Annotated in this window: 11 protein-coding genes; 4 read left to right on the forward strand and 7 right to left on the reverse strand. The window is 62.7% G+C overall.

The window, feature by feature from the left end:
- Nucleotides 1–68: 68 nt before the first annotated feature.
- Nucleotides 69–710 carry a TetR family transcriptional regulator gene (locus AC1RJY_RS20415; protein ID WP_043806680.1) on the forward strand — a complete coding sequence of 214 codons (642 nt, stop codon included), beginning with the start codon at nt 69–71 and terminating at the stop codon, nt 708–710.
- A gap of 228 nt (nt 711–938) precedes the next feature.
- Nucleotides 939–2,303, forward strand: a complete 1,365-nt coding sequence (locus AC1RJY_RS20420; protein WP_498603135.1) for a serine/threonine-protein kinase — start codon at nt 939–941, stop codon at nt 2,301–2,303.
- A 64-nt stretch (nt 2,304–2,367) separates the two neighbouring features.
- On the opposite strand, the gene AC1RJY_RS20425 is transcribed toward AC1RJY_RS20420, so the two are convergent.
- Together AC1RJY_RS20425 and AC1RJY_RS20430 are read right to left on the reverse strand one after the other, a co-directional pair.
- On the reverse strand, nt 2,368–3,825 hold the full coding sequence (locus AC1RJY_RS20425; RefSeq protein WP_498603136.1) for a polysaccharide deacetylase family protein: 1,458 nt from the start codon (nt 3,823–3,825) through the stop codon (nt 2,368–2,370).
- Between the two features lie 84 nt (nt 3,826–3,909).
- Nucleotides 3,910–5,139, reverse strand: coding sequence for a GAF domain-containing sensor histidine kinase (locus tag AC1RJY_RS20430; RefSeq protein ID WP_014923152.1), 1,230 nt, complete (start codon nt 5,137–5,139; stop codon nt 3,910–3,912).
- Nucleotides 5,140–5,217: 78 nt separating this feature from the next.
- On the opposite strand from AC1RJY_RS20430, the gene AC1RJY_RS20435 reads away from it, so the two are divergent.
- Nucleotides 5,218–6,630 (forward strand): MFS transporter, encoded by a 1,413-nt coding sequence (locus AC1RJY_RS20435; protein ID WP_498603137.1) that lies wholly within the window; start codon nt 5,218–5,220, stop codon nt 6,628–6,630.
- Between the two features lie 227 nt (nt 6,631–6,857).
- Nucleotides 6,858–7,283, forward strand: a complete 426-nt coding sequence (locus AC1RJY_RS20440; RefSeq protein WP_286139880.1) for a DUF7793 family protein — start codon at nt 6,858–6,860, stop codon at nt 7,281–7,283.
- A 225-nt stretch (nt 7,284–7,508) separates the two neighbouring features.
- On the opposite strand, the gene AC1RJY_RS20445 is transcribed toward AC1RJY_RS20440, so the two are convergent.
- The 5 genes from AC1RJY_RS20445 to AC1RJY_RS20465 all read right to left on the reverse strand — a co-directional run bounded on the left by AC1RJY_RS20445 (nt 7,509) and on the right by AC1RJY_RS20465 (nt 12,989).
- Nucleotides 7,509–8,513, reverse strand: a complete 1,005-nt coding sequence (locus AC1RJY_RS20445; protein WP_014923150.1) for a hydroxyacid dehydrogenase — start codon at nt 8,511–8,513, stop codon at nt 7,509–7,511.
- Complete coding sequence (locus tag AC1RJY_RS20450; protein WP_011776543.1) at nt 8,510–9,421, reverse strand: carbohydrate ABC transporter permease; 912 nt, start codon at nt 9,419–9,421, stop codon at nt 8,510–8,512. Before AC1RJY_RS20450 ends, AC1RJY_RS20445 begins: the two co-directional genes overlap by 4 nt.
- Nucleotides 9,418–10,377, reverse strand: coding sequence for a carbohydrate ABC transporter permease (locus AC1RJY_RS20455; RefSeq protein WP_498603138.1), 960 nt, complete (start codon nt 10,375–10,377; stop codon nt 9,418–9,420). The genes AC1RJY_RS20450 and AC1RJY_RS20455 overlap by 4 nt, the downstream gene beginning before the upstream one ends.
- A 58-nt stretch (nt 10,378–10,435) precedes the next feature.
- On the reverse strand, nt 10,436–11,749 hold the full coding sequence (locus AC1RJY_RS20460) for an ABC transporter substrate-binding protein (protein WP_498603139.1): 1,314 nt from the start codon (nt 11,747–11,749) through the stop codon (nt 10,436–10,438).
- Nucleotides 11,750–11,885: 136 nt separating this feature from the next.
- A complete protein-coding gene (locus tag AC1RJY_RS20465) occupies nt 11,886–12,989 on the reverse strand; it encodes a substrate-binding domain-containing protein (protein WP_011776540.1) in 1,104 nt (367 codons plus the stop codon).
- Between the last annotated feature and the right edge of the window lie 30 nt (nt 12,990–13,019).

The raw sequence follows: 13,019 nt of genomic DNA on the forward strand, positions 1-13,019 counted from the left end.
CGGTCCAGGGACGCTATTGGTCGCATGACCAACGTGCTATTGGTCACTAATCCAATAGACTGATGGGCATGGTGTCAAGCCCCACGTCCCAACGTGTTCGAAAATTACCTGACGAGCGCCGCGCCGAAATTCTGGCCGAAGCTGCTTCGATCGCCCTGAATGAGGGGCTGGAGCGGATCACCCTCCGCGCCGTAGCTGACCGGCTGGGTGTGCGCCCCGGGCTGATCAGCCACTACTACCCGGCCGCCGAGGACCTGGTGATCGCGGCCTTCGTCCTCGCCGTTTCGGAGGAGCGGGAAGAGTTGTTCCCCGACGGCGGGACTCCCCTGGAGCGAATGGCCCACCTCATCGGACGCATAGAGGGGAATGGCGCCTTCGAGCTCACCAGGCTGTGGCTCAATGCCCGGCACCTGTCCCGCTTCATTCCGGCCTTGTCCGAGGCGCTGCTGGCGCAGGAATACCTGGATAGGTCGCGGCTGACAGCACTCATTGAGGATGGTGTTACCTCCGGTGACTTCGCGGTGGATGACCCGTTCTCTGCATGCATCCGGATATGGGTGGCCATCGACGGCGTGGGCTCTTATGTCAACAATCCAGCGTCCTTTGATTACGAGGCATTTACCCGGTTCGTCACTGACGTGGCTGAATGGTCGTTGGGTGTTCAGTCCGGGGTACTTCGCAGGGCCGTGGATCGGGTTCGCAGCGCCTGATTCCGGCGTTCGCCGATACTCCGCATTGCCCTCCCTGCTGGTTAATCAGTATCCTGATGACTTATCTGGTGTAACCGGATGATGCTGCTTGGGCTGTTTGCCTGGGCCGTAAGGGGCTGAAGCAGTCGGCCCCGCGGCCATCGTGAGTTTGATTGACGGCATTGCTTGGTGCGTCGGACGGCGGGTTGGTCCGGGGCACCCAAGTGGGCCTGAAGGGCGTGACCATTCGTGGGCAACAATGAAGAGGCCGTGGACTCCCGCGTCCCCGATTCCATCGACGACACACTTGACGGGCGCTACCAGCTGGGACCCGTGCTGGGCAGGGGCGCCATGTCCACTGTCTACCGGGCAACGGACCTGCTGCTGGGCCGCGAAGTGGCCATCAAGATATTCCTCCCGGGCTCCGGAGATGACTCCTTCCGCGGCCGGCAGGAAAACGAAATGCGGCTTCTGGCAGGGTTTGACCATCCCGGACTCGTCGCAGCCTTCGATGCTGGCGTCGATACCCGGAACGACGAAGAACGCGCCTTTCTGGTGATGGAACTCGCTGAGGGCCGCGACCTGCGAGCCGTGCTGTCCGACGGGCCACTCACCGTTCCGGAGACTGCCCGCATTGGCATCCGGATTGCCGGAGCGTTGTCCCAGGTCCACGAACACGGCGTCATCCACCGGGATATCAAGCCTGCCAACATCCTGGTCTCCGACAACGACGGGTTGGCGCAAACAGTGAAGTTGGCGGACTTTGGCGTCGCGCTGGTGATGAACGACAACCGCCTCACCGCAACAGGCTTCACCGTTGGCACCGCCCAATACCTCAGCCCGGAGCAGGCACAGGGTCTTTCGCTGACCCCCGCAAGCGACATCTACTCGCTGGGCCTGGTACTCCTCGAATGCCTCACCGGGCGGGCTGAGTACCCCGGGACACCTATTGAAACGGCATCAGCCCGCCTCCACCGGGCGCCGCAGGTCCCCGTGGAACTGCCCGGCCCGCTGCGTGAGCTCCTCGAAGCCATGACGGACATGGACCCCGAAAAGCGCCCCACAGCGCAGCACGTTGAACAGGCGCTCGCCGAAGAAGGGATCCAGTCGGGGCGAAGGACCGCGCTGCTTCCTTCCGTTCCGTCCCGGCCACCACTCCGCACGCCAACCAAGCGGCAAGCCACTGTTACCAGTCTCAGGGGCTTCAGTAAACGCCGGCCTAAGACCGTCAGGAGCGTGGCCGCAGCGGCGGTCACCATACCGCTCGCTTTGCTGATCCTCTCCCAGGGGCTTACTCCTACAGGCAACACGGCGGATCCCTCCCAGCCTGCAGACACCGGCATTTCCCAGGCCGAACCGCAGCCCACTGCGCCGGTGGTGCCCGCTGTATCTCTCGCGCCGGCGCCCGTCGACGCTGTCCCCGCCGACGCCCAGCCCGCTGAGGCGGTCAATCTGCAGGAGCCGGCGCAGGCCCCTGCACAGGCACCAGTGCAGGCACCAGTCCCGGCGCCTGCCCCCGCTGTGGTGCCCGGCCAGGACCTTGCCAAGGACAAGAGCGGCGGCAAGAGCGAGAACAAGCCTGAGAAAGCCAAGGGAAACGGAGAGGGCAAGTAGCCCCGCCGGCGTGAATTAACGCACCACGGCCACCCGCCGCCGTCGTGCGCCAAGGTCCGGAAGTTCAGCGTCCGGCAACGCACCCCGGTGCGGCACCGCGGCACTTGTAGGAGGCGCCCGCCTTCAGTTCGATCCCGGCGAAAAGCTGTGGGAGGGTGACCAAGTAGAAGCCCTTGCCTTTGAGCTGGGTGATGAGTTGGTCCTGGCCGTCCACGGTGGACGCGTGGACGTCGTGCAGGAGGATGACCGATCCCGGCTTGACCAGGCCCATGATCCTGGGGAGGAAAACCGCCTTGTTCTTTGACTGCCAATCCAGGGAGTCGACATCCCAGATAATCTGCGGGAGCCCCACGGAAGCCGCAACCGTCGTGTTGCTCGCTCCGTAGGGCGGCCGCATGTAAGCCGGCACCACTCCTGTTGCTTTTTCAATGGCGTCCTGAGCCCCTCTTACCTCGCCCTGGATGCTGGCCGGCGCCAATTTGGTCAGATACGGGTGGCTCATGGTGTGGTTTGCGATGGTGTGGCCCGCTGCTGCCACGGTTTTCGCGACTCCCGGATTTGCCCGGACGTAGCCACCCTGCTGGAAGAACGTGGCAAACACTTTGTGCTTTTCGAGGATCCCCAAGAGCCGGGTGGTTTGCGCATTGGGCCCGTCGTCGTAAGTGAGTGCAGCGCAGGCCACGACGTCGCAGTTGATGTGGGCCAGGCCGCCCGGGGCGGGCGAAGGGGCGTTGAACGGTGCACCGGCGATGACGGCGGTGCGAAGGGCTTGGCCAGCAGGCGAAATGACATCGTCTGTGGCGTCCGCATTCAAGACCACTGTGACGGTGTCGGGCAGATCGGCGCCTGTTCCGGGGTCCCGGTGAACGGTGACGCTGAGATCCCCGCTGGAGGTAAAGGCGACGGCGGTGAGCAGCTCAGCATCGGAAACTGCTGCTGGAGGCTGGGTGGGGGGCGGGTGGCCGATTGCTTCGCCAAGTATTGTCCGCAAGGTGCCGGTCATGGCGGGGTGGATCAGGGTGGCACTGCCACTGACAACGCCGGTGCCGAGGTCCTCGTAGGTGATTTCGTCGATGCGGGCGGTGCGGACGCCTCCGTTCATGGTTGTTTGCATGAACCTGGACCCCACAACGCTCCCGGTGGCCAGCACAATTCCATGGATGACCGAGACCCCGTCGGCCAGGAGGGCGCCGGGGGTGGCCGGCAGTGCCGCGGGTTCATGGCGTCCGCCGCCTCGGGCATCGAAGATGCTGAGCAGCCTGGCGTCGAGTTTGCTGTTGAAGGCCTCGGCACCGCTGATGTATTGCCACGTCGCGACCGTGGGGGAAGCCCCGGCCGTGCGCGTTGTCATGTCCACGATGGACGGACTCCCCGGGCCGACCTTGGACGGAGCCGTCCCGATTACAGCGATTGGTGCGGTGGGCGCCGCTTGGATGGGCATGGGCACGCAGGCGGCCATGAAGAGCACGATGACTACGAGCGGGATCGTGAACAGTAAGCGGACTGGGGCGGGCCGCTTCATGCTTTCCTACCGGGCGTACCAGGTGGTCATGCCTCGAATGATGGCAGGTGCAAAGCCCAAGTACCTGGAGACACCCCGGAGCGGCTAAAGACCGGCTGGAAAGCTGACTGTCACGGTGGTTCCGCCGTTGGGGGTTTCAGCCAAGGAGAGCTCGCCTCCGTGGGCTTTGGCGATGCTGCTGCAGGTGGCCAGGCCCAGCCCGGAGCCCGGGCCGTCACCCTGCCGCCGCAGACGCACCAAGGGTTCCAGTACTTTGGCACGGTCCTCGGGTTTGATGCCCTTGCCGTTGTCTGCCACAAAGATCGTGGCGCCATGATAGTTGGCAACCCCGCTGATCCTGACGCGGAGATCGCGATCGGGGCTGCGGTAGTTCATGGCGTTGGAAAGCAGGTTCTGCAACAGCGTCCGGAGCTGGCCCCTGTCTGCATGGAGCGTCAGATCTTCCACGTCCACGATGCCGTCGTTTTCGATGGCCAAATCGCGGACAACTTCTTCGGTGACCTGGCGGAGTGAAACGTTGGCCGGCTGAATTGCGCCGCCCACCCGGGAATAGCTCAGAACATCTTCAAGCATGCCCAGCATCCGCCGACCGCTGGAGCCGATGCGGTCCAGGTACTTGGCCGCGGTGCTGGCAGGCTCCACATCGGGGTCGTCCTCCACTAGTTCCACGTAGCCGAGGATGGTGGTGAGGGGAACGCGGAGATCGTGGCTGACGCGTCCGGCGAATGCGGCAAGTTTCGCATTGCTGTCTTTGAGCTCGGCATACGTTCGGTCGAGTTGGACCGTTCGATGCTGGAGTTCCAGCAGCTCCACTACCTGTTTTGCCAAGACCTCCAGCATGCTGATTTGTTCGGGGCGCAGTTCTTTGGTCTTGTCCGAGAATACGCACAACGTTCCCGGGACGAAGCCCGATTCTGTCTGCAGCGGGACGGACGCATAAAAGCGAACATTGCCAATCTCCCCTGTGACAAAGGGATTGTCCGCAAAACGGGGATCTTTGGAGGCATCTTCCACTACGGTCCTCTCGCGGGAGAGGAAGACCTTGGCGCACATGGAATCCTCGCGCGAGCAAACGCCGGGGTCCACACCCCAGGCACCGATCTGGTGCTGGTACTCCGCGCTGATGATATTGACCACGCCGAAAGGAGCGCCACACAGCTCCGTGGCCAGCCGCACGAGGTTCTGCAGAGCGCTCATCACGGCGGCATTGGGAAGAAGAGTCGAATCCACTGCAGGGTCCAGGCCATATTCCTGTAATTCCAGGTCCCGGCTAACGTCGTCGGTAAAGGCGAGCTGCCCTTGTGCACGCGTCATAAAACATTTCCCCCAAGCGTCTCTAGGATTCCCTGCCGATACTACCGGGAGCTTGGATGCAGTGGTTTACTGGGACGCATGACCGAGCAGGAACCGGCCCCGGCCGCGTCTACTGACACTATCGATCTATCTCAACGAACTCCCGCGCAAAGGTCCCGTACGTTCACCGGGATCCTGGTGAATACCGCCCTCGCCAACATCACCACCAGCTACCTTTGGTACGCCTTGACGTTCTGGGTGTACTTGGAAACGCGCAATGTCATTGCCACAGGCGTGATCGGTGGCGCCTACATGTTGCTGATCGCCCTCTCCAGCATCAGCTTTGACACTCTCGTGGACCGCTATCGCAAACTGGCGGTGATGCGTTTCGCCGCGATTTTCACCCTGGTGATGTTCGTCCTTTCCGGCATCATGTTTCTCCTGACACCTGAGCAGGCGCTACTCGACCTGATGCAGCCGTGGTTCTGGATCTTCACCATGATCATCCTGATCGGCGCGGTGGTGGAGAACATGCGCAATATTGCCCTTTCCACTACGGTCACCATCCTGGTGGAACCTGATCGACGAGCCAACGCCAACGGACTCGTGGGCATGGTGCAGGGGCTCACGTTCATCGTCACCTCGGTGCTGTCCGGGTTGTCTGTGGGGTTGCTGGGCATGGGCTGGACTGTAGTGGTCGCCTTGGTCCTCACTGCGTTGGCGTTCTTACACCTGCTCACACTGCGTTTGCCGGAGGAAGTGCGGGCAGCTGCCTCCGACGCGCAAGGCGGATTCGACCTGCGTGGGTCTTGGGCAGCCGTCATGGCAATATCCGGGTTGTTCGCGCTGATCCTCTTCTCCACGTTCAACAACTTCATTGGCGGCGTCTACATGGCGTTAATGGACCCCTACGGCCTGGAGATGTTCTCGGTGGAAATCTGGGGAACTGTCTTTGCGGTGGGTGCCACCGGATTCATTGTGGGCGGCGCACTGATCGGAAAGTTCGGGCTCGGCTCCAACCCTTTGCGGACCATGCTGATCGCGGTGGCCCTGATGGGGCTCCTCGGCGCGGTGTTCACACTGCGGGAATGGGCCTGGCTCTACATTGTGGGCATTTGGCTCTACCTGGCACTGGTTCCCGTAGTGGAGGCCGCCGAGCAAACAGTCATCCAAAAAGTGGTGCCACTTCCTCGGCAAGGCCGGGTGTTCGGCTTCGCCATGGCGTTCGAATCGGCCGCAGCGCCCATCACCGCGTTCCTTATTGCCCCGATCGCCCAATTCTGGATCATCCCCTACGCCCGATCCACAGAAGGGGCAGCCCAACTTGAACCCCTGCTGGGTGAGGGAATCTCCCGCGGCATAGCGTTGGTGTTCCTGGTGGCCGGACTCATCATGATTGTGGTGGCACTGATCGCATTCCTGACACCGGTCTACCGTCGCGTGTCTGCCTCGTACGCGCAGGCCGGCGCGGAAGAAACCGAAAGTGAAGGTGCGGAGTCGCCGTCCCACTAAGGGAGTGACGACAATCCGCACCTGATCAGGATGCTGCGGAAAGGGCCGCTCGTGCCATGGCAGAGCTGCCCGGATCGCTCCTTCCCAGAGGCTGCCCGGACGCCACGCTCGATTTACGCCAAAAATCACTCGTTTCGGATGAGACGGCGTCATTGAGCGTGGTGCAGGGTGGAGTCAGTCCGTGGAACGCGGGCAATCCTGCAATCCTGCAGAGATGGAGCAGTTCTATGGCTGAGGCAGAAGACGTGGATTACACCCTCCGTCTCGAGCCGGACAACGTCTTGTTGTTGGCGTGGGACGCTGGGGCCAGAATCGAAGCGGGCAATGCCCGTGCAGCCGTGGACGCGGTCAACCAAGTCGCTGCCGGCAATCGTTATCCCTTACTGGTCAGGATGGCTAACGCCAGCCACCTGAGCCGCGCGGCACGTGACGTTTTCATCGAACCCTGTGCGGCTTCCAGAATCGCGTTGCTGGGTGAAAACGCCGTTGACCGCATCCTTGTCGATTACCAATTGGCCGCCCAACCGGCACCCTGCCCCACCCGTTTCTTTACGTCCGAAGCGGAGGCAATGGCCTGGCTCCTGGAACCGGATCAGCAAAGCGATGATCGGCAGGTCAAGGATCGTCAAACGGGCCGTGGAGGATCTCCGTAGTGACCACGCCGGCGGTGAGGAGAACAAAACCCCCGCCGGTTGCCACCCGGCAGCGCCGGGTGGCAACCGAGCCCGAGGCGCTCCTGTCCGCTTCCAGCCTCTCGCAAGGCGCCCAACGCCTAGCCAAGAAGGACGCACGCTAAGCCGGCCACAAGCGAAAAAGCGGCAAACGCGCGACGGCGGGAGGTCGCCGTCGTGCGTTACGTCCACATGCTGCCAGACCGCCTAAGCCGTAAACGCCAGGTCCTCTTCCTTCACCCGAAACCGCAACTCCTCCCCGCGGGACAACCGCAAGGCCTCGTCCACCGCGCTCGCCGCCATGCGCTCGAGTTCGTTGCCCAACGACCCCGCCACGTGGGGTGTGAGCAGCACGTTGGGGTGCGTATACAGGCGGGACTCGGCAGGCAGCACCCACGGCGTGGTCACGTCCAGGACGGCGTAAAGATCGCCATTTTCTACTCGGGCGAGCAGCGCATCCTGGTCCACCAACTCGCCGCGGGAAGTGTTGATGAAGGTGGCGCCGGGCCGCATCCGCTCGATCTGCCCGGCGTCGATGAGGTTCTTTGTGGAGGGCAACGACGGCGCGTGGAGACTGACCACGTCACAGCCCGCCACAAGATCGTCAAGGCTGACAAGCCCGACGCCGAGACCGGCCGCTTCAGCGGGGGACAGGTAGGGGTCGGCAACCACTACGTCCAGGTCGTAGGGGGCAAGCAGGCGGATGACATGCCGGCCGATCTTTGACGCACCAATAATGCCGACGCGCTTCCGGTAGTTGCCCATGTCCGGAAAAAGCTGCTCCGCAAGGACATCCGTCCTGGTGGTGTGCAGGGCGCGCGCGATCTGAAGAATGCGCTTGTTGGCCAGGACGATCATGGCAACGGTGTACTCGGCCACCGGGATGGCGTTGGCGTCCGCGGCTGAGCTGATGTGGATGCCGCGTTCCCAGCAGGCGTCACCGATGTGGTGCTTCACGCTGCCCGCGGCGTGAAGGACGTAACGGAGGCGGGGTGCGGCATCGAGGACGTCGTGGTCGATCATCGGACAGCCCCAACCGGTGATGAGAATGTCCGCCTCTGCGAGCAACGAACGGCCTTCCGGTGTAGTGAAGTCCTGGATCGGCTCCCGGCTTAGCAGGTTTAGGCCGGGCTCCAACGGCTCCAGGCTCCTGGGCGGAAACACCGCCCGCGCGGTATGGGACGGCATGGCCAAGGCAACATTCAAGCTCACTTAACACTTCCTGCGGTTAGTCCGGACTTCCAGAAGCGCTGCAGCATGATGAAGGCCACCAACAGCGGGATGATCGAAAGCAACGAGCCAGTGATGACCATGGGCGTGAACTCGGGCTGGGGGATGGAGTAGCCCTGCCAGATGGAGATGCCGACGCTGACAGGCAACAATTGCTGATCCTGGAGCATGACCAGCGGGAGCATGAAGTTGTTCCACACACCCACGAATTGGAACAGGGCAATGGTGATGTAGCCGGGCATCATCATGGGCAGACCCAAGGAGAAGAAGGAACGGATGGGGCCGGCACCGTCAACGCGGGCTGCTTCCAGCGTTTCTGCCGGAACGTAAGCGGCGGAGTAGACCCTGGCCAGGTACACACCGAACGGGTTGCACAGCACTGGGATGAGGATGGCCCAGATGGTGTTGGTGATGCCGAAGACGGAGGCCAGGAGGTACATCGGGAGCACAGTTGCGGTGTTGGGAATCAGGACGCCCACCAGGACTATGCCGAAGAAAGAGTCCTTCCCGCGGAACTGGAACTTATCGAACGCGTAGCCGGCCATGACCGAGATCAGGCCGCCAAAGATCGCCCCGAACGCCGCATAGAACATGGAGTTGGCCATCCACCGGAGGAACAGTCCGCCGTCTTGATTCAGGACAGCACTGATGTTGTCCATGAACGCCGGCTCACCGAAAGCGTAGGCGGCCGTTCCATAGAGGTCCGCAGTGTTCTTGGTGGAGGCGAAGAACAGCCACACCACTGGAAGGACCATGTAGGCGCAGCCCAGTATCAGCAGGGCGTTCACGGTAAACGAACTGGCGAAGCCGCCGTTGCGGGCAACCCGACGCCTCTTCGGCGGCCCGGCGGGAGTTGAGGCCCTGGGGCGCGACAACGTTGAGGTGCTCATGCTTTGTTCATCCTTGAGCTGAAGCGGGTTACGGCCCAGGACAGCACGGCGGCCATGAGCGCGATGATGATGGAGGCAGCCGCGGCCTGGTTGAGGTTGTGCCGGTTGAACGCGGCGTCGTAGGCCCACATGTTCGGCACCCAGGTGCTGGTGACGGAGGCCGTGGCCTTGGAAATGATGGAGGGCTCGGTGAACAGCTGGAGCGTGCCAATCACGGTGAAGAGCATGATGACGCTCAACGCCGGAAGGATCAGGGGCAGCTTGATGCTGATGGCCGCCCGGACTTCACCGGCACCGTCCACGCGTGCGGCTTCCAAAATTTCCCGGGGAACGGCTTGGAGGGCGGTGAAGAGCACAATCACGTTGTAGCCCGTCCACTCCCACACAGCGATGTTCACGATTGACGGCAGGATCAGTTGATTGTCCAGGAAGTTCAGGGAGATCCCGCCGGTTTCCAATGCCGAGACGATCGGGCTGACGCCAGGGGTGTAAAGGTACGCCCAGATGAGTGCGGCAATGACGCCCGGAACCGCATGGGGGAGGAAGACCAGAAGCTGGAAGAGCTTGCGTGCACGGGCCACGGCGGCATCCAGCAGGAGCGCGAAGGCCAGGGCACCGCCCACCATGCAGGGGATGTAGAGCAGGCAGTACAACGCGAGGCGTCCGATGCCGCCCACGAAACTCTCGGACTGCAGGACCTGCAGGTAGTTCTCCAAGCCAACGAAAGCGGTCTTTGCCTCGCCAAAGCCCAATCCGGACTTTTGCTGTGCGAAGAAGCTCAGCACAACGGCGTAGATGACCGGCGCAACCATTGCGAGGGCGAAAATAATGAAGAACGGGGTCAGGAACAGTGCAGCCGTGCGGCCCCCGGTTCCGGACATTGCGCGGGGTTTGGAGTGTGCCCGGGGGTTTGGTTCCACTGTGGTGGACTGCTTGGTGGGTGCTGGGGTAGCCATGATTAATCTCCTCGCTGGAAGGACGGCCCGTGGATACGGGCCGTCCTTCCGTGCGGGCCTACTCCTTGACGGAGAGGCCGTTCTGCTTGAGTCCGGCCACCGTGGCGCCCTGGGCCGTGTCAACGGCGTCCAGCACCTTGCCGCCGCTGGTCAGCGTGCCGTAGGCGTCCTTGAGAGCGGTGTTGGTGATGTCCCAATTGGGACCCCACTGCCATCCCGGCGTGATCGAGGCGTAGGCCTTGTCGAAGACGGAGTAGATGTCGTTGCCGAAGTAGCTGGCGTCGAATGCCTCCTGCGCAACCGGGGTCAGGCCGGGGAAGGCGAGGTAGGCGGAGCCGGTGTTTCCGCGGGCGGTGATGGCGTCCTTGCTGGTGGCCAGGAACTCGATGAACTTGGCGGCGGCTGCCGGGTTCTTGCTGCTCTTGGTGATGTTGAAGCTGGAACCGCCGTAGAACGCGTCCGCGGGTAAGCCCCAGTTGGGCACCTCGGCAGCGATCCACTGCCCCTTCTGGCCGCTTGCTTCCGTACGCTTCTGGATGCCGGTTGCGCTCCAGTTGGCACCCAGGACACCCACGACGGCGCCACTCGCCAGATCTGCGGACCACTCGTCGCTGAAGGACTGCTGAACCTTGACGATCTTCTGGTCGATCAGCTTCTGCCAGTAGGTGCCCACCTTCTTGGTTGCTTCGTCGTTGACGCCGATCTTCCAGCTATCACCTTCTGTGCCGAACCACTTGGCACCGGCCTGCCAGGAGAGAGCCGCAGTCAGCGCGGCCTCGTTAGGGTTGAAGCTGGCGAGGTGTGCTTCCGGGGCAACCGCCTTGATCTTCTTGCCCGCTTCTTCAAATTCCTGCCAGGTCTTGGGCGTGGAGACACCGGCCTTGTCCAGCATGTCCTTGCGGTACCACATGATCATGGGGGCGGCATCGTAGGGAAGGGCGTAGGTCTGATCGCCGAACTGCACCAATGCCTTGGTCTCATCCGTGAGCTTGTCCACGGTTTCGGCTTTGTTGATGTATCCGTCCAGCGGCTGCAGTTGGCCGTTGCTGACGAACTGCGGCAGCTGCGGGTATTCGATGGTGGCAACGTCCGGGCCGTTGCCTGCTGTGATCGCGGTGGAGAGCTTGGCGTACCCGCCGGCCCCGCCGTTGGGGATGGTCTCGAAGTTGACCTTGATCTTGCTCTGGCTGGCGTTGAACGCCTCGGCCACCTTGTCCATCCCGGCCATGGAGGACCAGAAAGTGATGGTGCCGCTGGGGTCTTCGGTGAGAGTGGGGGTTGGCGTGGCTGCCGGGGTACTCCCACAGCCGGTGACGAGGGCAGTACTGGCCATGAGGCTGACTGCTCCAAGCAGAAGCTGGCGACGCTTCATTCTGTTCTCCTTTGAAGTTCACGATGCGAAGTCGTGGCGTGCCCTGGGGGGGCACCTATGACTAGGCACTATGAAATCCACAAAAGTGAACATGATCAATGAAGTGAACAGAAGTAAACAGGCTGCGAGGGCAGCGCTACGGTTGTGTCGAGTCCCGCACCACCAGCGCCGGGGAGAGATTCACGCGCTGCAACGCGGACGTGCTTCCACGCTTGCCGCCGATCCGGTTGAGGCACATCACCAAAGCCTGGTGGCCGACGTCGTACTTCGGTGGTGCCACAGCGGTGAGCGGGACAGCGCCAAGGGCTGCGATCTCGTCGTCGTAGGAGACGATCGCAAAGTCCTCCGGGACGCGTATCTGGCGTTCCAGGCAAGCGCTCACAAACTGGAGCGCGTCCTCGTCGGTATGAACAACCACTGCAGTCACCTCGTAATCGGCACACCAGTTCAGGATCCCGTCCACCAGCTCACGGTGGGCCTGCGGATCGTTTTGGGCGCGGGACATGGCGCGGACCATCGAATCGTCGCGCGCATGCCCGGCCCGCTGCATTGCCACATGGAAGCCATCGATCAGCTGCGGCGCGGTGGGGCTGTTCTCGCGAAGGCAAATCGCGATCTTCCGATGCCCAAGCCCCAGCAGGTGGTTGACTGCGATCTCCGAGCCGCGGACATGGTCGCTCCGCACCGATTCGAGCCGGCCGTGGTCCAGGGCGTCGTCGATTGAACGCTCCACCACCACCACGGGAACCTCAGCCTCCGCGAGCAGATCCAAGGTCTCAGTGCCGGCCAACGACTGCTCACTTGGCGTGACCAGGATGCCGTCCACACCGTGTTCGTAGAGTCTGCGCAACTGCCGCCGCTCTTCGGCGCCCGAATAGTTGGAAACCCCCAGCACCAACCGCACCCCGGATTCCTGCGCGGCCGCTTCGGCACCGCGGATCACGCCCGGGAAATAGTACGACGCCGACGGTACGATCATGCCGATCGTCGCCAAGGGCCGCCTTCCGCCCGGACGCCACGACGTTGACGGCTGAGCGCTTGGACTGGCCGTGGGCTTTCCCCCGACTGCGATGGCACCGCCGTGGACCCGCTCCAGCAGCCCCTGCTCCGCAAGCACCGCCAAATCGCGCCGCACTGTCATCCCCGATGTTCCAAGCTTGGCCGCAAATTCGCCGGCATTCAGGGAGCCGTGGAGGGCCAGTTCTCGGAGGATGAGCTGTTGACGATCCTCGGCAAGCATGCAGGTTCCACCTATCAAGTTCACTTGTGT

The sequence above is a fragment of the Arthrobacter sp. GW822-FHT05G07 genome (assembly GCF_058799755.1).